The 22023-nt window shown below is 69.6% G+C and carries 19 protein-coding genes; 15 read left to right on the top strand and 4 right to left on the bottom strand.

The window, feature by feature from the left end:
• Positions 1-8: 8 nt before the first annotated feature.
• Both MNO14_RS10205 and MNO14_RS10200 read right to left on the bottom strand, forming a co-directional pair.
• Entirely contained in the window at positions 9-596 is a 588-nt protein-coding gene (locus MNO14_RS10205) for an NAD(P)H-dependent oxidoreductase (protein WP_241943649.1), read from the bottom strand.
• Positions 597-638: 42 nt separating this feature from the next.
• Entirely contained in the window at positions 639-1586 is a 948-nt protein-coding gene (locus MNO14_RS10200) for a LysR family transcriptional regulator (protein WP_241943648.1), read from the bottom strand.
• Between the two features lie 92 nt (positions 1587-1678).
• On the opposite strand from MNO14_RS10200, the gene MNO14_RS10195 reads away from it, so the two are divergent.
• Positions 1679-2911, top strand: coding sequence for a serine hydrolase domain-containing protein (locus MNO14_RS10195; RefSeq protein ID WP_241943647.1), 1233 nt, complete (start codon positions 1679-1681; stop codon positions 2909-2911).
• Between the two features lie 193 nt (positions 2912-3104).
• Here MNO14_RS10195 and fabR read toward each other — a convergent pair whose 3' ends face one another.
• Entirely contained in the window at positions 3105-3776 is a 672-nt protein-coding gene (gene fabR, locus MNO14_RS10190) for an HTH-type transcriptional repressor FabR (protein WP_241943646.1), read from the bottom strand.
• A gap of 134 nt (positions 3777-3910) precedes the next feature.
• Here fabR and MNO14_RS10185 point away from each other — a divergent pair, with 134 nt between their 5' ends.
• The 6 genes from MNO14_RS10185 to MNO14_RS10160 all read left to right on the top strand — a co-directional run bounded on the left by MNO14_RS10185 (position 3911) and on the right by MNO14_RS10160 (position 14471).
• Entirely contained in the window at positions 3911-5017 is a 1107-nt protein-coding gene (locus tag MNO14_RS10185) for a ferredoxin reductase (protein ID WP_241943645.1), read from the top strand.
• A 19-nt stretch (positions 5018-5036) separates the two neighbouring features.
• Positions 5037-6173: an acyl-CoA desaturase gene (locus MNO14_RS10180; RefSeq protein ID WP_241943644.1), complete on the top strand. Its 1137-nt coding sequence runs from the start codon at positions 5037-5039 to the stop codon at positions 6171-6173.
• Between the two features lie 78 nt (positions 6174-6251).
• A complete protein-coding gene (locus tag MNO14_RS10175) occupies positions 6252-8774 on the top strand; it encodes an excinuclease ABC subunit UvrA (protein WP_241943643.1) in 2523 nt (840 codons plus the stop codon).
• Between the two features lie 210 nt (positions 8775-8984).
• Positions 8985-11243, top strand: a complete 2259-nt coding sequence (locus MNO14_RS10170) for a S9 family peptidase (RefSeq protein WP_241946317.1) — start codon at positions 8985-8987, stop codon at positions 11241-11243.
• 23 nt (positions 11244-11266) lie between these two features.
• Positions 11267-13063, top strand: coding sequence for a DUF885 domain-containing protein (locus MNO14_RS10165; RefSeq protein ID WP_241943642.1), 1797 nt, complete (start codon positions 11267-11269; stop codon positions 13061-13063).
• 73 nt (positions 13064-13136) lie between these two features.
• Positions 13137-14471, top strand: coding sequence for a DUF763 domain-containing protein (locus tag MNO14_RS10160; protein WP_241943641.1), 1335 nt, complete (start codon positions 13137-13139; stop codon positions 14469-14471).
• A gap of 186 nt (positions 14472-14657) precedes the next feature.
• Here MNO14_RS10160 and MNO14_RS10155 read toward each other — a convergent pair whose 3' ends face one another.
• Positions 14658-15236, bottom strand: a complete 579-nt coding sequence (locus MNO14_RS10155; RefSeq protein WP_241943640.1) for a nucleoside triphosphate pyrophosphatase — start codon at positions 15234-15236, stop codon at positions 14658-14660.
• A gap of 247 nt (positions 15237-15483) precedes the next feature.
• On the opposite strand from MNO14_RS10155, the gene MNO14_RS10150 reads away from it, so the two are divergent.
• From MNO14_RS10150 to fabF, 8 genes are all read left to right on the top strand, one after another.
• Complete coding sequence (locus MNO14_RS10150; RefSeq protein ID WP_241946316.1) at positions 15484-16002, top strand: YceD family protein; 519 nt, start codon at positions 15484-15486, stop codon at positions 16000-16002.
• Between the two features lie 22 nt (positions 16003-16024).
• The gene (gene rpmF, locus MNO14_RS10145; RefSeq protein ID WP_183425630.1) at positions 16025-16219 is read left to right on the top strand and encodes a 50S ribosomal protein L32; all 195 of its coding nucleotides are present in this window, start codon (positions 16025-16027) and stop codon (positions 16217-16219) included.
• 182 nt (positions 16220-16401) lie between these two features.
• Positions 16402-17385: a beta-ketoacyl-ACP synthase III gene (locus MNO14_RS10140; RefSeq protein WP_241943639.1), complete on the top strand. Its 984-nt coding sequence runs from the start codon at positions 16402-16404 to the stop codon at positions 17383-17385.
• Between the two features lie 72 nt (positions 17386-17457).
• Positions 17458-18252 (top strand): lipopolysaccharide kinase InaA family protein, encoded by a 795-nt coding sequence (locus MNO14_RS10135; RefSeq protein WP_241943638.1) that lies wholly within the window; start codon positions 17458-17460, stop codon positions 18250-18252.
• Positions 18253-18390: 138 nt separating this feature from the next.
• Positions 18391-19338, top strand: coding sequence for an ACP S-malonyltransferase (gene fabD, locus MNO14_RS10130; RefSeq protein WP_241943637.1), 948 nt, complete (start codon positions 18391-18393; stop codon positions 19336-19338).
• A 133-nt stretch (positions 19339-19471) separates the two neighbouring features.
• The gene (gene fabG / locus MNO14_RS10125) at positions 19472-20215 is read left to right on the top strand and encodes a 3-oxoacyl-ACP reductase FabG (protein ID WP_241943636.1); all 744 of its coding nucleotides are present in this window, start codon (positions 19472-19474) and stop codon (positions 20213-20215) included.
• A 131-nt stretch (positions 20216-20346) separates the two neighbouring features.
• On the top strand, positions 20347-20586 hold the full coding sequence (acpP, locus tag MNO14_RS10120; protein ID WP_047137282.1) for an acyl carrier protein: 240 nt from the start codon (positions 20347-20349) through the stop codon (positions 20584-20586).
• A 153-nt stretch (positions 20587-20739) separates the two neighbouring features.
• Positions 20740-21978, top strand: coding sequence for a beta-ketoacyl-ACP synthase II (gene fabF, locus MNO14_RS10115; RefSeq protein ID WP_241943635.1), 1239 nt, complete (start codon positions 20740-20742; stop codon positions 21976-21978).
• The last annotated feature ends 45 nt before the right edge of the window (positions 21979-22023 follow it).

Below are 22023 nucleotides of genomic sequence, written 5' to 3'. Positions count from 1 at the left end.
CAGTGGCGTTAGGGGCGGGGTGCAAACACACGCTGGCCCAGCGCATGGGCCGTGTCGAGGTGGGCCTGTGGAAAGCCGGCATCGGAGGCGAGCAGCAGTTCGGAGGTCAGCACGCGGGCGCCACAGTAATCGAAGATGCCGTGGTCGATCTGGGTCTTCATCGCGCCGAAGTACCCATGCCGTGCCATCGTGCGCTGGTCGGCGCCGCCGTTGGCGATCAGGTGCACCGGCAGTTCCAGCTTTTTGCGCAGCCTACCGCCCGCGTCCTGGTCGTAGGCCCAGCCATTGGTGAAGACGCGATCAATCCAGCCCTTGAGCAGTGCGGGGAACGACCACCAGTAGATCGGATACACCAGCGCCAGCGCGTCGGCGCGCTCAATACGCGCGTGTTCGGCGGCCACGTCGCTCGGCGGGGACGCTTGTTGATGGAACAGCGCGAGGTCGTCTTGGTTGAACCGGGGATCGAAGCCTTCCGCGGCCAGATCGGCGGTCTCTGCCGTATGGCCGCCGGCTTCGATGCCAGCGACGAGGTGGGCGGCGATGGCGTGAGTCAGGGAGGCGGGGTTGGGATGGGCGACGACAACGAGCGCGTGCATGGGAGATCCGGGGGAGGATGATTTCCTACGAATCGCAACCTACTAATCGTAATTTAAACTGAAGCCCCGGGGGTGGCTGCCTGGTGGCGGCGTCGGCACCGCCTCGCAGAAGAAATCCACGAACACACGCAGCTTCGGTGCCATCAGTTCGCGTGCCGGGAAGTAGAGATAAAAGCCGGGCTGCGCGCAACGGTAGTCCGCCAGCACCTCGACCAGGCGTCCGGCGGCGAGGTCCTCGGTGATGCTCTGCACGAATTGTCGCGACAGGCCCAGGCCGTCGCGCGCGGCTTCGCGCACGAGGCGATCGTCGGCGAACACCAGACGACCGTGAACAGCCAGCTCGAAAGGGCCGCCGGCCTCGGCGAAGCGCCAGGCCTCGATGCGGCCGCTGCCAGGCAGGCGGAAGCGGATGCAGTCGTGTGCGGCCAGGTCGCCCGGCGCGGCCGGCACGCCGTGCCGGCGCAGGTAGTCCGGAGTGCCGACGACGACGCGCTGCTGCGCACCGCCGATCGGCCGGGCAATGACATCGCGCGCGAGCGACTGGCCGAGCCGGATGCCGGCATCGAAGCCGCCGACGACGAGGTCGGACAGCGTGTCGTCGGTGAACAGTTCGACCTGGATGTCGGGATAGCGGGCGAGGAACGCGGGCAGCTGCGGCACCACCAGCAGGTCGGCGGCCAGCCGCGAGAGGTTGATCCGCAGCAGGCCGCTCGGCGCGCCGCGGCCGGCACGTGCCTGCTGCATGGCGATGTCGATCCGGTCGAGCGGGGCGTCGATCTGTTGGAGGAACGCGTGCCCGGCTTCGGTCAGTGTGACGCGGCGGCTGCTGCGGTGCAGGAGCCGCACACCGAGCCGGGCCTCGAGCGCACGCACGCCCTGGGACACCGCCGACGGGCTGACGCCGGCGGCATCGGCCGCGCGGGTGAAGCTGCCCAGCCGCGCAACGCTGCGGAACGCGGCGAGACCGGCGAGGGTTTCGTGCTTGGACATGAAGCAGAACTTACAGCCTAGTGAAGCCCGGTCCGCTGTTTCCGGCGTGTCGCCGGCGGGACAGTGTGTGCCCCGCAAGCCGAGAGTCCGCCATGACCGCCTTATCCGCCTTGTTCGCCCTGTCTATCGCCACCGGCCACGCACCGGCCACGCCACCGGCGCCCGATCTGGCGACGCGGCTCGACGCCGTGCTCGACACCGCGGTGCGCGAGCAGCGGATCGTCGGTGCGGTGCTGCGGGTCGAGCGCGATGGGCGCACTGTCTACCGGCGAGCTGTGGGCCAGATCGACCGCGAGGCCGGCCGCCCGATGCCCGAAGATGCGGTGTTCCGCCTGGCCTCGGTCAGCAAGCCGATCGTGACGCTGGCGGCGCTGCGCCTGGTCGACCAGGGCAGATTGCAGCTAGGCGACCCGGTCACGCGCTGGATTCCCGAGTTCCGCCCCGCGCTGGCCGACGGCCGCGTGCCGACGATCACCGTGCACCACCTGCTCACCCACAGCGCCGGTCTCGACAGTCCGGGCGCGCAGCCGCCGGATGGGCCTTATCACCGGCTGGGCATCTCCGATGGGCTCGACCGGCGTGCGCTGACGCTGACGCAGAACGTGCAGCGCATCGCCGACGCGCCACTGATCTATGCGCCGGGCACCGGCTGGCGGTACTCGTTGGCGATCGACGTGCTCGGCGAAGTCGTCGCCCAGGCGCACGGCACCGACCTGCCGCGCGCGGTGGCCGAGCTCGTGACCGGGCCACTCGGCATGGCGGACGCGGCGTTCTGGGTTGCGCCGTCGGCGCGGGTCGCGGTGCCGTACGTCGATGGCGCGCCAGCGCCGCAGCGGATGACCGGAGCGCTGGACGTGCCGCTGCCGCCGGGGCTGGGTGTCTCGCTGCGCTTCGATCCCGAGCGTGCGTTCGATGCCGAGGCTTTCGCGTCGGGCGGTGCAGGGATGCTGGGCACGGCCGATGATGTCGTGCGCGCGCTCGAGGTCTTCCATGGTCGCGGGCCGTTCCTGCAGCCGGCCACCATCGCCCAGGCGAGGCGCGACCACGTCGGCACAGTCGCCGCCACGCAGGGGCCGGGCTGGGGCTTCGGCTATGGCGGCGCCGTGCTCATCGACCCGGCCGCCACCGCAACCCCGCAGAGTCCTGGCACGCTGCAGTGGGGCGGGGTGTACGGCCACACCTGGTTCGTCGATCCGGCCAATGGCCTGACCGTCGTGCTGCTGACCAACACCGCTTACGAGGGAATGTCCGGCGCGCTGCCGCGCGAGGTCCGGGATGCGGTGTATGCGGGCGAGTCGGGCAAGCAGGTGATGCTGGGCCGATAGGGCGCTGATGCGCCAGAGCGGGGTGTTTCAGCGCGTTCTCCCGCACCTGCGCCATCCCAAGCGTCCACCCGTGAACGGCGCAATGCCTCGCAAGCGCGGGAGGAGAAAACGCGCCGCTGCTGTCATCTACCTCCCCGCTCGCGGGGGAAGTTGCTGCGCGTTGCGCGGCGGGTGGGGGGCAGCTCTTCGCGCGTTACCCGCGGTGTGCGCGATCGGCACCGACCGCAGCGGCACCACGCAGCAACATGCGGATCATTTTCGCGAGGTCGTCGACCAGTGCGGCGTCGCGTTCGGGCGGCGAGTCGAGCGCGGTGCCGCCCAATGCGAACACCAGGCGGGTGATTGCGCGCGCCACCAGTGCGGGTTCGTGAAAGGCTGCGCCCTGGGCGGCGGCGATGCGCACGAGGTCCGCGCGCAGTTCGTCCTCGAAGAAATGCAGTTGCCGGTCCACCGCGCGCTTGAACGCGTCCGAGCCCACGGTGCCTTCGCGCAGCAGCACGTGCAGCAACTTATCGTCGGCGCGCAGACGTTCCATGAACGCCTCCAGCGAACCACGCACGATGCTGCGACCCGAGACCGCGCGCTTGCGGGCATCGCCGACGATGCGGCGCAGCGATTCGCCGGCCTGGTCGATCAGCGCGACGGCCAGTTCGTCCATGTCGTGGAACTGGCGATAGAAGCTGTTGGGGGCGATGCCGGCCTCGCGCGCGACTTCGCGCAAGCTCAGCGTCGAAACGCTGCGGTGCGGACCGATCAGGCGCAGCGTCGCGGCGATCAGGTCGTCGCGGACGATGGTCGGCTTGCGGCCGGGTTGACCGTCCGGAGCGGCGGGATCGCCGGCGGGCGCGGGAGCGGTGACGGTCAAAGGGGAAGCCAGGTGAAGCGGGCGACCAGCATAACAGTGCATCCGGAATGCCCGCCTGACCGCGGGAGACGGCGCGCTGAACAATTAATGCACAACTGTATACACGCCTGTGCGGATGCCTGTACAGTCGCCCCATGTCCGCCGTCTCCCCGCTTGCCTCCCGCCCGCGCAGCCCGCTTCGTCGGCTTGCCGCGCCCTTCGTCGCGCCCCCGGTGTTCGACTTCTGGGCCCGCCGGCTGCACCCCACCTGGACCTGGGAGCGGCCACTCGCACGAGTCGTGGGCCGGGTGCCCGCCGCCGATGGGGCGGTCACGCTGACCTTGCAGCCCAATCGCCACTGGACCGGTGCGCAGCCGGGCCAGCACGTGAACCTCGGCGTCGAGATCGATGGCGTGCGCGTCACGCGCAGCTACAGCCTCGATGCCCCGGTCGCGGCCGACGGCCGGTTGACAATCACGGTCAAGCAGGTCGAAGGCGGGCGCGTCAGCGGGCACTTGCTCGAGCGCGCGCAGCGCGGCGATGTGTTCGACATCGGTCCTGGCTTCGGCGATCTGGTGCTGCCCGAGGCGCCGCAGGGGCGCTGGCTGCTGCTGGCGGCCGGCAGCGGAATCACGCCGATGATGGCGCTGATCCGGCAACTGGCCGCGCATGACATGTCGGTGCCGGTGACGCTGCTGTACTGGGCGCGCCATCGCACGCAGGCCTGTTTCGTCGAGGAACTCAGGATGCTGACCGCACGCCACGCCGACTTCGACGTGCGCTTCGTGCTGACGGGCGAGGCACCCGTGGCCGGCGACGAAGCGGGCGGCCGGATCAATGCTGCGCTGCTGGACACGATGGTGTCTGATCTTGCACAGCGTCAGGTGTATGCCTGCGGCCCTGGCGGCTTCGTCGCCACCGCGCAGGGGCTGCTCGACGGACGCGTGCCGCTGTTGCGCAGTGAAGCTTTCACACCGCCGCCGAGTCCGCCGGTCGACGACACCGGCACGGTGTCGGTGCAGTTGGCGCGCAGCGGACGCGCGCTGACATTACCGCGCGGCACCAACCTGCTCGCAGCGCTCGAAGCCGAGGGGCTCAAGCCCCGTTCGGGCTGCCGCATGGGCATCTGCAACACCTGCGCTTGCGGCAAGGCCGCCGGTGCCGCGCGCGACCTGCGCACCGGCCACGTCCACGGCGAGCCCTCGGCAGCACTGAAGCTGTGCGTCAGCAGTGCGGTCACCGATCTCGTTCTCGATCTGTAGAAAATTGCGGAGCTCCCTGATGTCCAACACCACCGCCCGCCGCCTGGGCGCGCAGGAACTCGAAGCCTTCGGCGCCGAACTCGATGCGCTGCACACGCGCACGATGGCGCAGGTGGGCAAGGTCGATGCCGACTACATCCGTCGGGTCGTCGCCGCGGTGCGCTGGACGGGCCTGGCCGGTCGCGCGCTGTTGATGCTCGGCGCGATCGCCGGCGCGTTCGTACCGTGGGTGCTGTGGATGGCGTGGCCGGTGGGCGTGCTGTTGCTGGCACTGGCCAAGATCCTCGAGAACATGGAGGTCGGGCACAACGTGATGCACGGCCAGTACGACTTCATGGGTGATCCACAGCTCGAGGGCCAGCGCTACGAGTGGGACATCGTCGCGACCGCCGACAACTGGCGGCATTCGCACAACTATCGTCACCACACCTACACCAATGTGCGCGGCATGGACGACGACATCGGCTACGGGCTGCTGCGGATCTTCCCCGAGCAGCGCTGGAAGCCGTTCTACCTGCTGCAGCCGCTGATCGCCCCGGTGTTTGCACTGTACTTCCAGTGGGGCGTGGCCATCCAGGAATTGAAGGTCGGTCGCTGGTTCGCCGGCAAGATGCCCAAGGGCAAGCTCGCGCGCGATTTCGCGCCGGTCGGTCGCAAGATGGGCCGGCAACTGCTCAAGGACTACGTGCTGTTCCCCGCGCTCGCCGGCCCGTTCTTCCTGCCGGTGCTACTGGGCAACCTGGTCGCCAATGGCCTGCGCAACATCTGGACGTTCGTGGTGATCTTCTGCGGCCACTTCACCGCCGATGCCGAGGTGTTCCCGAAGGACTGCCTGCGCCAGGAGACCCGCGGCCACTGGTACCTGCGCCAGCTGCGCGGCTCGTCGAACATCGGCGGCGGCCGGTTGATGAACCTGCTGACCGGCAACCTGAGCCACCAGATCGAGCATCACTTCTATCCCGACGTGCCGGCGCATCGCTACGGTGCGATGGCGGTCGAGGTGCGGGAGATTTGCACGCGCTACGGCCAGCCCTACAACACCGGCTCGCTGCTGCGGCAGTTCGGCCAGGTGACCTGGCGGATTGTGCGGCACGCGTTCCCGAGCCGGCCGCGCCGCGCCCCCGCGCCGCGCGTCGGCGCGCCGCAGCAGGTGTAACGCGCAACGACGCGACCGCACGCGGCCGACACGGCGGCGGGCCGATAATGCCGGCCGCTTCCGCTTCCAAGGCCGCCCATGCCCAAGCCACCGTCGCCGTCGACGCCGCCCGGCCCCGCGCAATGCGTGCGCGTGCGCGGCGCGCGCGAGCACAACCTCAAGGACGTCGATGTCGACATCCCGCGCGATGCGCTGGTGGTGTTTACCGGCGTGTCGGGCTCGGGCAAGTCGTCGCTGGCCTTCGGCACATTGTTCGCCGAGGCGCAGCGGCGCTACCTCGATTCGATCTCGCCTTACGCGCGCCGGTTGATCGACCAGGCCGGCGTGCCGCAGGTCGATGCGATCGAGGGCCTGCCGCCGGCGGTTGCGCTGCAGCAGGCGCGTGGTACGCCGACCGCGCGCTCGTCGGTGGGCAGCTTGACGACGATCTCCAATTCGCTGCGCATGTTGTACTCGCGCGCAGGCGACTACCCGCCGGGGCAATCGATCATCTACGCCGACGGGTTCTCGCCCAACACGCCGGCCGGCGCATGCCCGACCTGTCACGGGTTGGGCCGGATCTACGACGCGACCGAGGCGTCGATGGTGCCCGATCGCAGTCTGACGATCCGCGAGCGCGCGGTCGCGGCGTGGCCGGGTGCCTGGCACGGCCAGAACCAGCGCGACATCCTGACCACGCTCGGCATCGACGTCGACGTGCCGTGGTCGAAGCTGCCGAAGAAGACCCGCGACTGGATTCTGTTCACCGACGAGCAACCCGTGGTGCCGGTGTATGCCGGCTTCGGCCTGGACGAAGTGCGGCGTGCGCTGAAGAAGAAAATGGAGCCCAGCTACATGGGTACCTTCACCAGTGCGCGGCGGCATGTACTGCACACCTTTGCCAATACCCAGAGCCCGCAACAGAAAAAACGTGCGGCGCAGTACCTGATCGGGGCCGACTGCCCCGAGTGCCACGGCAAGCGTCTGCGCCGCGAGGCGCTGTCGGTGACCTTCGCCGGGCTGGACATCGCCGCGTTCTCGCAGCGCCCGCTCGACGAACTTGCCGGCCTGCTGGCGCCGGCCGCGGCCGGCAAGACCCATGCCCGCGCGCATCCGGAGCAGGCGCTGGCCGCGCAGCGCATCGCGCAGGACCTGCTGGCGCGCATCGCGGTGTTGCAGGACCTGGGGCTGGGGTATCTGACGCTCGCGCGCAGCACACCGACGCTGTCGCCGGGTGAGTTGCAGCGCCTGCGCCTGGGCACGCAGATCCGCTCGCAGCTGTTCGGCGTGGTCTACGTGATGGACGAACCCTCGGCCGGCCTGCATCCGGCCGATGCGCAGGCGCTGCTGCGCGCGCTCGATCAGCTCAAGGGCGCCGGTAATTCGTTGTTCGTGGTCGAGCACGAGATCGACGTGATCCGGCATGCGGACTGGATCGTCGACGTCGGGCCGGCCGCGGGCGAGCAGGGCGGCCGGGTGCTCTACAGCGGACCGCCGGCGGGCCTGGCGGACGTCGAGGCCTCGGCGACGCGGCGCTATCTGTTCGCCGGGCACGCCCCCGAGGCCAGCCGCCTGCGCGCGCCGACCGGCTGGCTGCAACTGCGCGGCATCGTGCGCAACAACGTCTGCGGGCTCGATGTCGACCTGCCGCTGGGCGTATTCACGACCGTCACCGGGGTCAGCGGGTCGGGCAAGTCGTCGCTGGTGAGCCAGGCGCTGGTCGAACTGCTGGGCGCGCACCTAGGGCAGGCCGGCGATGCCGACGAGGCGTCGCTCGATCCGCTCGAACGTGGTGTCGAGGCCGCGGTCGAGGGGAGGATCGTCGGCGGGCTCGATGAGCTGCGCCGGCTGGTGCGCGTGGACCAGAAGCCGATCGGACGCACGCCGCGCTCGAACCTGGCCACCTACACCGGCCTGTTCGACCATGTGCGCAAGCGCTTCGCCGACACCCCGGCCGCGCGCCGTCGCCGCTTCGATGCCGGGCACTTCTCGTTCAACGTCGCCAAAGGGCGTTGCGCCACCTGCGAGGGCGAGGGCTTCGTCAGCGTGGAACTGTTGTTCATGCCCAGCGTTTATGCGCCGTGTCCGACCTGCCACGGCAGCCGCTTCGATGCGAAGACGCTGGCGATCACGCTGCGGGGCAAGTCCATCGCCGACGTGCTGGGCATGACCGTGGCCGAGGCCGCGGCGTTCTTCGAGGACGACGCCGCGATCGCGCGGCCGCTGCAGGTGCTGCTCGAAGTCGGCCTGGGCTATCTACGGCTGGGCCAGCCGGCGACCGAACTGTCGGGCGGCGAGGCCCAGCGCATCAAGCTGGCCAGCGAGCTGCAACGCGCGCAGCGACGCGGCACCGTCTACGTGCTCGACGAACCGACGACCGGCCTGCATCCGAGCGATGTCGATACCTTGATGACGCAGTTGCACGGGCTGGTGGACGCGGGCAACACCGTGATCGTCGTCGAGCACGACATGCGCGTGGCGGCCGCCAGTGACTGGGTCGTCGACATGGGGCCGGGCGCGGGCGCGGCGGGCGGCCACGTGGTCGTGGCCGGGACGCCGGAGGCCGTCGCGAAGCACCGCACCAGCCGGACCGCACTGTTTCTGCGTGAGGCGATGGCCTAGGCCCGAAGCCGGCGCGGCGGGATCGCGGCGCGGTTGATGGCCTTACGTGGCGAACGGCGGTTGTCGTCGCCGCGCGAGATGTGGCATACGAACCGACCGGCCGACGGGGCCGCTGCAGCGACGGGGACGATGGCACGACCGGACAAGGGGAGCGCGAGGCGGCTGGCCGCGTGGGGACTGACGGCGCTGCTGGCGATCCCGGCGACCGCGATGGCCGCCGGTCCGGACGCCGACGACTACGCGCGTTCGCTGGCACTGCGTGCGCAGTGGAGCGGATTGACCCGCAATGTGACCTGGCCGGCGCGCTGGACCGACGACGGGCGCTTCCACTATCGCGCGACGGTCGAGGGTGGCTTCGCGTTCCTGCGCTACGACCTCGCTGGCGGTGGGCCGCGCCGCGCGTTCGATCATGGCGCGATCGCGGCCGCGTTGGGCCGCGCAGACGGCACGCGCCACGATCCGTTGCAGCTGCCGTTCGAGACATTCGACTACGAGGCCGGCGGCCGCGCGATCGCGTTCCAGGTCGGCGACGTGCGCTGGGGCTGCACCTTGCAGCCTGCGCACTGCGCGCCGAAGCCGGCGCGCCCGGGGCGGCCGCGCGCGTTCGGTGTGGTGCGCGACGTCACGGTGGCCGCCGACACGACGCCGCGGCCGTCGCCCGACGGGCATTACGAGGCGCAGGTCGAAGGCGACAACGTCGTCGTGCGCCGGATCGCCGATGGCCAGGTGGTGCTGCGCGGCAGCGGCGGCAGTGCGACCGCATTCGACGATCCGCAGACGTTGGCCTGGTCGCCCGATTCGCGCTGGCTGGCGGTCTACCGGGTGGTGCCGGGCGATCGCCGCGAGGTCGTGCGGGTGGAGAGTGCGCCACGCGACCAGCGCCAGCCGCGCGTGCACACCCAGCTCTATCCCAAGCCCGGCGACCGGGTCGATATCGAGCGGCCGGTGCTGTTCGACGTCGTGCAGGGCCGGCAATTGGAGATCGACGCGTCGGCGTTCGCCAACCCCTACCGGCTCTCGCCGATCCAGTGGCGCCGCGACAGCGGCAGCTTCGCGTTCGAGGTCGTGCATCGCGGCCACCAGCGGGTGGATGTGATCGCGGTCGACATGCCGACCGGCGATGGCGAGGCGAGCGCACGGATCGCGATCGCCGAGCCCAGCGCGACTTTCGTGGACACCTGGCGCGGGTTCCGGCATGAACTCGATGGGCTGGGCGAGGAGATCGTCTGGGTATCGGAGCGCGACGGCTGGCGTCACCTGTACCTGTTCGACGGCCGCAGCGGCGCGATCCGCCGGCAGCTGACCCGCGGCGACTGGGTCGTGCGCGAGGTGCTGCGCGTCGACGAGGCCACGCGCCAGGTCTGGTTCACCGCCAGCGGCGTGGATGCGGGGCGCGATCCGTATTTCCGCCAACTGTTCCGCGTCAGCCTCGACGGCGGCGACCCGGTGCGCTTGACCGACGCGGATGCCGACCACGACATCGCACTGTCGCCCGATGGCGCGTACTACGTCGACGTGTATTCGCGGGTCGATCTGCCGCCGGTGATGGAACTGCGCCGCGCTGACGGCCGTCTGGTCGCGGAGATCGCGCGCGGAGACATCACAGCGCTGCGCGCGGCCGGCTGGCGGCCGCCCGAACCGTTCGTCGCGAAGGGGCGCGACCGCATCACCGACATCTGGGGACTGGTGGTGCGCCCACGCGATTACGATCCGGCGCGGCGCTACCCGGTGATCGAGAACATCTACGCCGGTCCGCACGATGCGTTCGTGCCCAAGACGTTTTGGCCGTTCGGCTATCACTCGGGCGGCGACAAGGCGATCGGCATGCAGGCGCTGGCGGACCTGGGCTTCATCGTCGTGCAGATCGACGGCATGGGCACCGCGCACCGCGGCAAGGCCTTCCACGATGTGGCCTGGCGCAATCTCGGCGACTCGGGCTTCCCGGACCGCATCGCCTGGCACCGTGCGTTGGCCGCGGTCGACCCGGCTTATGACATCACGCGCGTGGGCATCTACGGCGCCTCGGCCGGCGGCCAGAGCACGCTCAGCGCGCTGTTGTTCCATCCCGATTTCTACAAGGTCGGCGTGGCCTGGAACGGCTGCTACGACAACCGCATGGACAAGATCAGCTGGAACGAGCAGTGGATGGGATTGCCCGAGGGCGAGGGCGACCACTACGCGCGCGCTTCGGGCGTCGACAACGCCCATCGCCTGCAGGGCGAGCTGCTGCTGATCCTCGGCGAGCAGGACGACAACGTCGACCCGGCCTCGACGATGCAGGTCGCCGATGCGCTGATCCGTGCCGGCAAGGATTTCGAACTGCTCGCGATTCCTGGCGGCGGCCATACCGTCGGCCGGTCCAGCGGGCCGATCGACTACGCTCACCGCCGCCAGGCCGATGTCTTCGTCCGCCACCTGCTTGGCGTCGCACCACCGCGCTGGAACCGTGCCGCGGCTGCCGCCCCATGAATCCGTTGTCCAGGAGTTGCCCGATGTCCATGCCGCCGCGTCGTCGCACGACGCTGTCCGTCCTCGTCCTGTCGCTCTCGCTCGCGATCGGCGCCGCCGTGCCGGCATGGGCGCAGGACGTGCCCGCCGCCCCGCTCGCCGCGCCGGCCAATGCCGCAGAAACCGCCTTGCGCGCGCTCTACACGCAGGAGTGGGCGTGGCGGCAGCAGGAGTTCGTGCGCGTGAAAGTCGACGGGCGCTGGCAATCCGGCGACCGGCTGCCGTCGGTGACCCCCGAGGCCTGGGCGCGCCGCGCCGACTACTGGACCCGGACGCTGGCCGCGCTCGATGCCATCGACGCCGATGCGCTCGGCGGCGAGGAGCGCATCAATGCCACGGTGTTCCGCGCCACGCTCGAAGCCAACGTCGCCAACGCGCAGTGGCGCACGTACGAGGCGCCGTTCAACAGCGACAGCTTCTTCTGGGGCGGCATCAATCCGCGCCAGCCGTTCCAGACCGAGGCCGACTGGCGTCGGTTCATCGGCCGGCTGGCGGATGTGCCGCGGTACTTCGACGAGCAGATCGCGAACATGGAGCGCGGCCTGGCGCGGGGCTGGAGCGTGCCGCGGGCGACGCTGGACGGCCGCGACAACACGCTCGATCCCTATGTGCAGACGGGCGAGGGCAATCCGCTGCTGGCGACCTTCGAGCGCATTCCTGCCAGCATCCCTGAGCCGGTGCGCACGCAACTGCGCGACGAGGGCCGGCGCGTGGTGCTGGAACGCGCGATCCCGGCGTACTCCAAGCTGCTGGGCTTCATCCGCGGCGAATACCTCCCGCGCACGCGCACCACGATCGCCGCCAGCGACCTGCCCGATGGTCGCGCGTTCTATCGCGCGCAGATCCGCGAGTACGTGACCCGCGACATGGACCCGCGGCAGATCCATGATCTGGGCCTGGCCGAAGTCGCGCGGATCACCGCCGAGATGGAGCAGGTCAAGCAGCGCGCCGGCTTCACCGGCACCTTGGCGCAGTTCATCGATTTCCTGCGCACCGACCCGCAGTTCTACGCGACCACGCCACGCGGACTATTGGCCGAGGCGTCGTTGATCGCCAAGAAGATCGACGGCCAGTTGCAGTACGTCGTCGGCACGCTGCCGCGCTACCGCTTCACGATCCTGCCGGTGGCCGATGACATCGCGCCGATCTACACCTCCGGTCGCGGTGGGCTGGAGGCGTGCTTCTTCAACACCTACGACCTGCCGTCGCGGCCGCTGTACAACCTGCCGGCGCTGGTGTTGCACGAATGCGCGCCGGGCCACAGCTTCCAGGCCGCGCTCGCGCTCGAGGCGCCGGCACGCCCGGACTTCCGCCAACAGACCTATTTCTCCGGCTACGGCGAGGGCTGGGGGCTGTATACCGAGTGGCTGGGTACGCGCATGGGCCTGTACGAGACGCCGTACGAGGAGTTCGGCCGACTGACGTTCGAGATGTGGCGCGCGGCGCGATTGGTGATCGACACCGGCCTGCACGAGTACGGCTGGACCCGCGAGCAGGCGATCGACTACCTCGCCAGCCACACCGCGCTCGCCAAGCACGATGTCGTGACCGAGGTCGACCGTTACATCTCCTGGCCGGGCCAGGCGCTGTCGTACTACATCGGCTACAAGACCATGCTCGACCTGCGCGCCGAAGCCGAGCGCGCGCTCGGGCCCGCCTTCGACCAGCGCCCGTTCCACGACACGATCCTGAATCTGGGCTCGGTGCCGCTGCCGGTGCTCGAGTCGGAGGTGCGGCGCTTCATCGCGGAAGAGAAGGCGAAGCCGGCCGCGCAAGGCTGACCGACGGCACAGGCGTACGCGCCGCCGGTGCGCGGTCTCACGGTTTGAGACGTCGCCGCGGCAGGCTGTGCGCATGTCCCGACGAACCGGCAGCGCCGACCTTCCCCTGCATGGCGGGCGCGTGCCCGCGTGGCTGGGCCGGCGCATGACCCGGCTGGGGGCGGTGCTATGCGAGGCCATCGTGCTCGAGTACGGGCGCGCCGAGCTGCTGCGCCGGTTGGCGCATCCGTTCTGGTTCCAGGCCTTCGGTGCGGTGATGGGCATGGACTGGCATTCGTCTGGCATCACCACCAGCGTGGTCGGCGCGCTCAAGCGCGGGCTGGCGCCGTTGTCGGGCGAACTCGGCCTGCATGTCTGCGGCGGGCGCGGGCGGCATTCGCGGGCGACCCCTGACGAACTGCTGGCGGTCGGCGCGCGCACCGGGCTCGACGGCGCGGCGCTGGCGCGCACCAGCCGGCTGGTCGCCAAGGTCGACAGCGCGGCGGTGCAGGACGGCTTCGATCTCTATCTGCACGGCTTCATCGTTGCCGACGACGGCCAGTGGGTCGTGATTCAGCAGGGGATGCACGGCGGGCGCGGGCAGGCGCGCCGCTATCACTGGCTGTCCGAAGGCCTGGAGAGCTTCGTCGACGCGCCGCATGCGGCGATCGACGGGCCGGGGCAGGGACGGATCGTCAATCTCGCCGACCGGCGCGCGGCGGCATCGCGCGCATCGCAGGTCGCGCTGCTGCGGGAGATGGCACCTGTGCAATTGGTGCGGGAGTTCGGGCAACTGGAGCGGGCCGCGGGTGCGGCGCCGGCACGTGCCGCGCGCGCGGCACCGGTCTCGATGGTGCCGGGCACGACCGGCGATCTGTTCGCGCCCGACGGTCACGACGTGGCGCCGCTGCAACCGCACCTGAGCCTTCCGGGCCATCACGACGTGCGCAGTGGCGATGTCGTGCTGCGGCGGCTGCATGGCGCCCTGGCCGCTGCGGCCGAGTGCGGCCCGCGCGATTTCACCGAACTGCTGCAGGTGCCGGGCGTAGGGGCGCGGACAGTGCGCGCGCTGGCGCTGGTCGCCGAGGTCGTGCACGGCACGCCGTGCCGGTTCAGTGATCCGGCGCGGTTCTCGCTGGCGCACGGCGGCAAGGACCGGCATCCCTATCCGGTGCCCACAAAGGTGTTCGACCACACGATCGAAGTGATGCGCACTGCGGTGACGCGCGCCAAGCTCGGCAACGACGACCGCCTGGCGGCGATCCGCCGGCTGGATGCGCAATCGCGCGCGCTGGAGGCGACCGCGGGCGGCCCGTCATTGGCGGCCTTCCTGGCCCAGGAGCGGGCCGCCTCGCACGCCTACGGCGGACGCAGCGTGTTCGGCTGGGAGCCGCCGGCCGATAACGCAGGCGCGTCGCGCGCGGGTTGAGGTATCCGCGAAGCGTCTGTCCCCACCCCAGTCCTCCACCCGTAAAGGGCGCAATGCCCCGCACGCGGGGGAGGGGCGCTGACCAGCGGACGTGGCGCTTCGCGATGCGGTCACCTCCCCCGCATCGCGGGTAGAGGTCGGCGTGCATTGCGCGCCGGGTGGGGACACGGGTTTCGGGCAGGACTCTCAAGGCACCGCGTAGCCGGCCTCGCGCAGCAGGCGGGCGGTCTCGATCAGCGGCAGGCCGATCAGTGCGGTCGGGTCGTCGCTGGTGATCGCCTCGAACAGGGCGATGCCCAGGCCTTCGCATTTGAAGCTGCCGGCGCAGTCGAAGGGCTGCTCGGCGTCGACGTAGCGTTCGATCGTCGCCCGGTCGAGGGCACGGAAGCGCACCTGCGTGCGGTCGAGAGCCTGGCGTGCCGGCTCGCCATTGCGGACCAGGGCCACGGCGGTGTGGAACACCACGGTGCGGCCAGCCATCGCCGACAACTGGACGATGGCGCCGTTGCGGTCGCCGGGCTTGCCCAGCGGCGCACCGTCGAGTGCGGCGACCTGGTCGGAGCCGATGACCCAGCTGTCCGGTGTATGGGTCGCCACGTCCACCGCCTTGGCCAGCGCTAGGCGCATCGCCAGTGTCTGCGCGTCCTCGCCCGGGGCGGGCGTCTCGGACACCTCGGGGCGCCGGCAGTCGAAGGGCAGGCGCAGGCGGGCGAGCAGGTCGCGGCGGTAGGGAGAGGTGGAACCAAGGATCAGGGGCGCGGGCATCGGGGGTCCTGTGGCATTGCATGGGGCAGGGAGGCGCGGTGTGCGCGGTCATCCTCGCCTGGATAGGGGGGGTCGCAGTGCGCCCACCTTTGCCTGCCTGCGGCTTACAATACAGACCCATCCGGCGCCTGCAGTGCGATCGACCCGTGTCGAACGATAGCGGCAGCATCGCCGGGCGGTCGAAGACGATTCCGGGGCGATGGCGTATTTGACAGGCTCCCGGCACCTCTTTAACATTCAGCGGCTTATGTCCGCGCAAATGCCCGAGTTGGTCGATGCTTGGCGTCTGGTCGCGGCTGCAAGCCGTCTGGAAGCCAAGGTTCCGTTGTCGTCAATGTCGCGTCTTCGCGATGTCCTGGCCGACACCGAAGCCGACGATGTCGTCTGCTCGATCGAGTTCGGTCGCGACGCGCTGCAGATCCCGTACGCGGAACTGCGGATCGACGCGATGCTGCCGCTGATGTGCCAGCGCAGCCTGCAGCGGTTCGTGCTGCCGGTCGCGACGGTGCAGCGGCTGGGCCTGATCCGCGACGAAGCGGACGAGGCCGGGCTGTTGCCGGAGTACGAAGCGCTGCTGGTCCCCGAGGACGGCATGCTGTCGCCGGCCACGCTGGTCGAGGACGAGCTGATTCTCGCGGTGCCGCTGATTCCGGCGGCCCCGGGGTCGGAGACGGTCGAACGCGATTGGCCGGTGTCGACCGAAGAAGAAACACGCGTCAATCCGTTCGCGGCATTGGCGGATCTCAAGAAAGAACGAAACAACTGAACCTGTTGCTGGAGCAATTCCCATGGCTGTGCAGAAATCCCGAGTGACCCCGTCCCGCCGTGGCCAGCGCCGCGCGCACGACAAGCTGAGCGCCAAGCTGCTGTCGACCGACCCGACGACCGGCGAGACCCATATCCGCCACCACGTCACGGCCGATGGCTACTACCGCGGCAAGCAGGTGATCCAGCCCAAGACGCGGATCGTCGAGGAAGACTGAGTCTTCCCACGGGTCCGTCGCATCGCGGCGGACCCTTCGGCGTGTATCAAGCGTTTTGGTATCACGCTTTCCAGGCGACGCGCCGCGTTGCGGCATAGCGCCGGTCGTTCTCGCAGATTCGCGAACGCGCCGGTCGCCGCCGTCCTTCCCAAGACGTTCATGAGGCGAGGGCAGTCCGCACGATGAGCAGCGAACGCATCTATTCCCGCATCGCAGGCACCGGCAGTTATCTGCCCGAGAAGGTGCTGACCAACGACGACCTGTCGAAGATCGTCGACACCAGCGATGAGTGGATCGCGTCCCGCACCGGCATTCGCGAGCGTCACATCGCGGCCGAAGGCGAGACCACCAGCGATCTGGCCTTCCATGCCGCCACGCGCGCGATGGAGGCGGCCGGCGTCTCGGCCGGCGAGCTCGACCTGATCATCGTCGGCACCACCACCCCCGACATCATCTTCCCGTCCACCGCCTGCTTGCTGCAGGCGCGGCTGGGCGCGGGCGGCTGCGGCGCGTTCGACGTCAACGCGGCCTGCTCGGGCTTCCTGTTCGCAATGTCGGTTGCCGACAAGTTCATCAAGTCCGGCGATGCGAAAACCGTGCTCGTGGTCGGCGCCGAGACCCTCACCCGCATGGTCGACTGGACCGAGCGCACGACCTGCGTGCTGTTCGGCGACGGTGCCGGGGCGGTGGTGCTCAAAGCCGATCGCGAGACCGGCATTCTCAGCACCCACCTGCACGCCGATGGTGCGAAGAAAGAACTGCTGTGGAACCCGGTCGGCGTGTCGGCCGGCTTCAAGCCCGACGAGCCCAATGCCGGCGTGCGCATCCGCATGGCCGGCAGCGAGGTGTTCAAGTACGCGGTCAAGGCGCTGGACTCAGCGGTGGACGAGGCGCTGCACGCCAATCGCCTGGATCGCCATGACATCGATTGGCTGATCCCGCACCAGGCCAACCTGCGCATCATCGAAGCGACCGCCAAGCGGCTGGAGATGCCGATGGACCGGGTGGTCGTGACCGTGGACCGGCATGGCAACACCTCGTCGGGGTCGGTGCCGCTGGCGCTGGACGAGGCGGTGCGGTCGGGTCGCGTCGAGCGTGGCCAGTTGCTGCTGCTGGAAGCCTTCGGCGGCGGATTCACATGGGGTTCGGCGCTGCTGCGCTACTGAGTGCAGATCGTGGCGCGCGCGTGACCGGTCCGGCCCGCGCGGACCGGCTGCGATCGCATGGAGGATGCCGCCATGGGCGTGCAATCGATCGTCATCGCCGGGCGCGAGGCCTGGCTCAAAGCCTACGAGGCCGGAGACAGCCGCAAGCTGACCCTCGGACTGCTCGACGCCATCGTCCGTGCGCTGGAAATCGATGCGCTGCGCCCGCCGCCGCATCCCGGCGGTGAGGAAGCCAAGGCCATCGAGTCGCGCCGCCTGGCCGAGCTCGAGGCGTTGGGGATCCGCGTGCCACGGGTGCTCGGGGAAGGCGAGTCGACGCTGTTGCTCAGCGACATCGGGACCACGCTGGCCGCGCGCCTGCGTGCGGCCGATGGCGATGCGCCCACGATCGATGCGCTGACCCGGCAGGTGATCGCCGCGATTTCCGACGCGCATGCGCGGGGCGCCTATTTCGGGCAGATGGTCCCGCGCAACATTACGATCGACGAAGCCGGCCGCGTGGGCTTCATCGACTTCGAGGAAGATCCACTCGAGGTCATGTCGCTGCCGCAGGCGCAGGCACGCGACTGGCTGCTGTTCGCCTTCGGCATCGCCAAGTACTACGACGGGCGCACCGAGGCGTTGGTCGAACTGCTCGCGCCGGCGCTGCGCGGCGAGCCCGGCGAGGTCGCACGCCATGCCGGGCAGGTGGGACGCCTGGAGGGGCTGGCGCGGCGCATGCAGTGGCTGGGGCGCTCTGCGCGGCATGTCGCCCACTCGATCCTCGTGGTGCATGCCGCGACGCTGCTGCCGCTGTTGGTGCTGGCGTTCGTGCTGTGGGACTGGATCGACGACGGTGAGATCGATCTACTGCAGATGTTGTTCTGAGCCGGCTGACTGGCCGCTGCGCTGTTGCGCCCAGGGCGTGACCGCGCGCACGCGTCGCCGTCCTGCATACGCCTGAGTACAGACAATGTCGTACCCGGGCCCTTATCATCGCCCCGGTTTTTTCCGCTGGAAGATCGTGTGACCGCATCGCACCTCGCATTCGTGTTTCCCGGGCAGGGCTCGCAGTCGCTGGGCATGCTCGGCGAACTGGCCGCGCAGTACCCGATCGTGGTCGACACGTTCGCCGAAGCCTCCGATGGTGCCGGCGTGGACCTGTGGGCGCTGGCCCAGCAGGGGCCCGAGGTCGAGTTGGGACGCACCGAGTTCACCCAGCCGGCGCTGCTGGCCGCCGGTGTCGCGGTGTGGCGCGCGTGGCAGCAGCGTGGCGGCGCGCGTCCGGCAGTGCTCGCCGGCCACAGCCTGGGCGAGTACACCGCGCTGGTCGCGGCCGATGCGCTGTCGCTGGCCGACGGTGCGCGGCTGGTGCGCCTGCGTGGTCAACTGATGCAGGACGCCGCGCCCGCCGGCACCGGTGCGATGGCCGCGGTCATCGGCGCCGAGGATGCGATGGTCGAGGCCCTGTGCCGCGACGTGTCTGCCGACACCTCGGTGGTGGTGCCGGCCAACTTCAATTCCCCGGGCCAGGTGGTGATTGGCGGACATGCCGACGCCGTCGACCGGGCGATCGCGCTGCTGGGCGAGCGCGGCGTGCGCAAGGTGGTGAAGCTGGCCGTCAGCGTGCCGTCGCATACCCCGCTGATGCGCGAGGCCGCCGACCGGCTGGCCGACGCGATGAGCGCGATTGCCTGGCAGGCGCCTGCGCTGCCGGTGGTGCAGAACGTCGATGCGGCCGTGCACGACGAGGTCGCGGCGGTCCGCGATGCGTTGGTGCGCCAGCTTTACCTGCCGGTGCAATGGACGCGCTGCGTCGAGGCGCTGGCCGCGCGCGGCACCACTCGCATCGCCGAGTGCGGGCCGGGCAAGGTGTTGGCGGGCCTGGTCAAGCGCATCGACAAGTCGATCGAGGCGCGTGCGCTGGGCCAGCCGGCCGATTTCGACGCCGCCCTGGCCGATTGGGCCGCCTGATCCCCGGGCGGCGGATCAGGCGGCCGGCGGATCGCGGGCAGGGGGGGTATCGCGCTGCGCGCCGCTGGCCTGATCGATCCGTGACCCCGCTGTAGATCCGTCGCACCCCGACGTCTTTTTTACGGAGCATTCCATGAGCACAACGCTTTCGGGCGAGATCGCCCTCGTCACTGGTGCCAGCCGCGGCATCGGTGCCGCGATTGCCGACACCCTGGCCGCGCAGGGCGCGACCGTGATCGGCACCGCGACCAGCGAGGCCGGCGCTGCGAAGATCGGCGAGCGTCTGGCCGCGCATGGCGGCCATGGCCGTGTGCTGGACGTGGCGCAGGCCGGCGCGATCGAGGCGCTGATCGAGTCGATTGCCGCCGAGTTCGGCGCGATCTCGATCCTCGTCAACAACGCCGGGATCACCCGCGACAATCTGCTGATGCGCATGAAGGACGAGGACTGGCAGGCCATCCTCGACACCAATCTGACCAGCGTCTACCGCAGCTCCAAGGCGGTGATGCGCGGCATGATGAAGGCGCGCCGCGGCCGCATCGTCAACATCGCCTCGGTGATCGGCGTGACCGGCAACGCCGGCCAGGCCAACTACGCCGCAGCCAAGGCCGGGATCATCGCCTTCAGCAAGTCGCTGGCCAAGGAGATCGGTTCGCGCGGGGTCACGGTCAACGTCGTCGCGCCCGGCTTCATCGCCACTGACATGACCCGCGACCTGCCCGAGGCCTCCAAGGCCGCGCTGACCGAGCAGATCGCGCTCGGCCGCCTGGGCGAGCCGAACGACATCGCGCAGGCGGTGGCGTTCCTGGCCGGCCCGTCCGCCGCCTACATCACCGGTGAAACCCTGCATGTCAACGGCGGCATGTACATGCCCTGAGACGGCCGTCACCGTCGTCCTGATTTCGAGGGCAAGTCATTGAATGGCAAGGGCTTTGATGGTGGTGCGCCCGCTGCCCGGCTTTCCCTTACACTATCCACCGCAAATCGCCTCCCCGGAGCAGAAGACCTATGAGCAACATCGAAGAGCGCGTCAAGAAAATCGTGATCGAGCAGCTGGGCGTCAAGGAAGACGAGGTCAGCAACAACGCCTCGTTCGTCGACGACCTGGGCGCCGACTCGCTGGATACCGTCGAGCTGGTGATGGCGCTGGAAGAAGAGTTCGAGTGCGAGATCCCGGACGAAGAAGCCGAGAAGATCACCTCGGTGCAGCAGGCGATCGACTACATCAAGGCACACGCCAAGGGCTGATGCCCGCGTCCTGTGTCGCGCCGCTTCGCGGTGCGCGCAGGTGCCGACCGGTCCGCCGGTCGGCTACCCGATCCGAATCTGTCACGAGGCCGCACTGCGGCCTCGTGCGTATCGGCGGCCGCGATCTGCGCCGCATCACGTCAGGAGTTCACCATGGCCAAGCGCCGCGTCGTCATCACGGGCATCGGCATTCTCTCGCCGCTGGGCAACGACCTGGCTTCGAGTTGGGACGGTATCGTCAACGGGCGTTCGGGCATTGGTCCGATCACGCATTTCGACGCCTCCAACTTCGCCACGCGCATCGCCGGCGAGGTCAAGGGCTTCGATCCCGCGCAGTGGATCGGACCGAAAGACATCAAGAAGATGGACCCGTTCGTGCACTACGGCGTGGCCGGCGGCCTGATGGCGATCGCCGATGCCGGGCTGGAGATCCGTGAGGCGGACGCCGAGCGTATCGGCGTGGCGATCGGCGCGGGCATCGGTGGCCTGAAGGGCATCGAGGAGACCGCGATCAAGTACCACGAGGGCGGCCCGCGCAAGATCTCGCCGTTCTACGTGCCCAGCACGATCATCAACATGATTTCCGGCCAGGTCTCGATCATGACCGGGGCCAAGGGACCGAACATCGCCGCGGTCACCGCGTGCACGACGGCCACCCACAACATCGGCCTGGCGATGCGCATGATCCAGTACGGCGATGCCGACGTGATGATCGCGGGCGGCGCCGAGTTCGCGACCACGCCCACCTCGGTCGGCGGTTTCTGCTCGATGAAGGCGCTGTCCACGCGCAACGACGACCCGACCGCGGCCTCGCGGCCGTGGGATCGCGACCGCGACGGCTTCGTCATGGGTGATGGCGCTGGCATCCTGGTGCTCGAAGAGTACGAGCGCGCCAAGGCGCGCGGTGCGCGCATCTATGCCGAGGTCGCCGGTTTTGGCATGAGCGGCGACGCCTACCACATGACCGCGCCCAGCGAGAACGGCGAGGGCGGCGCCCGCTGCATGCGCGCGGCGATCGCCGATGCCGGCATCGACGCCTCGCAGATCGGCTACATCAACGCGCACGGCACCTCGACGCCGGCCGGCGATCTGGCCGAGACGATGGGCATCAAGAGCGTGCTCGGCGACCAGGCCGGCAAGGTGATGGTCAGCTCGACCAAGTCGATGACCGGCCACCTGCTCGGCGCGGCCGGCGGCGTGGAAGCGGTGTTCTCGGCGATGGCGCTGCACGCCGGCATCATTCCGCCGACCATCAACCTCGACCATCCGGGCGAGGGCTGCGATCTCGACTATGTCCCGCACACCGCGCGGCAGGTGCAGGTCGAGTACGCGATGTCGAACTCGTTCGGCTTCGGCGGCACCAACGGTTCGCTGGTGTTCCGCAAGGTCTGACGCTGCGTTGCATTGGAAAGCAGAAGGCCCGCGAAAGCGGGCCTT

The sequence above is a fragment of the Luteimonas sp. S4-F44 genome (genome assembly GCF_022637415.1).
GTDB lineage: Bacteria > Pseudomonadota > Gammaproteobacteria > Xanthomonadales > Xanthomonadaceae > Luteimonas.
Note: the sequence above shows the minus strand (reverse complement) of the source record. Positions and strands in the feature narration are given on the sequence as shown.

Bases quoted from the DNA above. Each gene is read 5' to 3' on its own strand.
- MNO14_RS10160 (WP_241943641.1), top strand. From the start codon at position 13,137: ATGTCCCGACGAACCGGCAGCGCCGACCTTCCCCTGCATGGCGGGCGC.
- acpP (WP_047137282.1), top strand. From the start codon at position 20,347: ATGAGCAACATCGAAGAGCGCGTCAAGAAAATCGTGATCGAGCAGCTG.
- MNO14_RS10185 (WP_241943645.1), top strand. From the start codon at position 3,911: ATGTCCGCCGTCTCCCCGCTTGCCTCCCGCCCGCGCAGCCCGCTTCGT.
- MNO14_RS10180 (WP_241943644.1), top strand. From the start codon at position 5,037: ATGTCCAACACCACCGCCCGCCGCCTGGGCGCGCAGGAACTCGAAGCC.
- MNO14_RS10175 (WP_241943643.1), top strand. From the start codon at position 6,252: ATGCCCAAGCCACCGTCGCCGTCGACGCCGCCCGGCCCCGCGCAATGC.
- MNO14_RS10135 (WP_241943638.1), top strand. From the start codon at position 17,458: ATGGGCGTGCAATCGATCGTCATCGCCGGGCGCGAGGCCTGGCTCAAA.
- MNO14_RS10195 (WP_241943647.1), top strand. From the start codon at position 1,679: ATGACCGCCTTATCCGCCTTGTTCGCCCTGTCTATCGCCACCGGCCAC.
- rpmF (WP_183425630.1), top strand. From the start codon at position 16,025: ATGGCTGTGCAGAAATCCCGAGTGACCCCGTCCCGCCGTGGCCAGCGC.
- MNO14_RS10205 (WP_241943649.1), bottom strand. From the start codon at position 596: ATGCACGCGCTCGTTGTCGTCGCCCATCCCAACCCCGCCTCCCTGACT.
- MNO14_RS10155 (WP_241943640.1), bottom strand. From the start codon at position 15,236: ATGCCCGCGCCCCTGATCCTTGGTTCCACCTCTCCCTACCGCCGCGAC.
- fabG (WP_241943636.1), top strand. From the start codon at position 19,472: ATGAGCACAACGCTTTCGGGCGAGATCGCCCTCGTCACTGGTGCCAGC.
- MNO14_RS10170 (WP_241946317.1), top strand. From the start codon at position 8,985: ATGGCCGCCGGTCCGGACGCCGACGACTACGCGCGTTCGCTGGCACTG.
- MNO14_RS10165 (WP_241943642.1), top strand. From the start codon at position 11,267: ATGTCCATGCCGCCGCGTCGTCGCACGACGCTGTCCGTCCTCGTCCTG.
- fabF (WP_241943635.1), top strand. From the start codon at position 20,740: ATGGCCAAGCGCCGCGTCGTCATCACGGGCATCGGCATTCTCTCGCCG.
- MNO14_RS10150 (WP_241946316.1), top strand. From the start codon at position 15,484: ATGTCCGCGCAAATGCCCGAGTTGGTCGATGCTTGGCGTCTGGTCGCG.
- MNO14_RS10140 (WP_241943639.1), top strand. From the start codon at position 16,402: ATGAGCAGCGAACGCATCTATTCCCGCATCGCAGGCACCGGCAGTTAT.
- MNO14_RS10200 (WP_241943648.1), bottom strand. From the start codon at position 1,586: ATGTCCAAGCACGAAACCCTCGCCGGTCTCGCCGCGTTCCGCAGCGTT.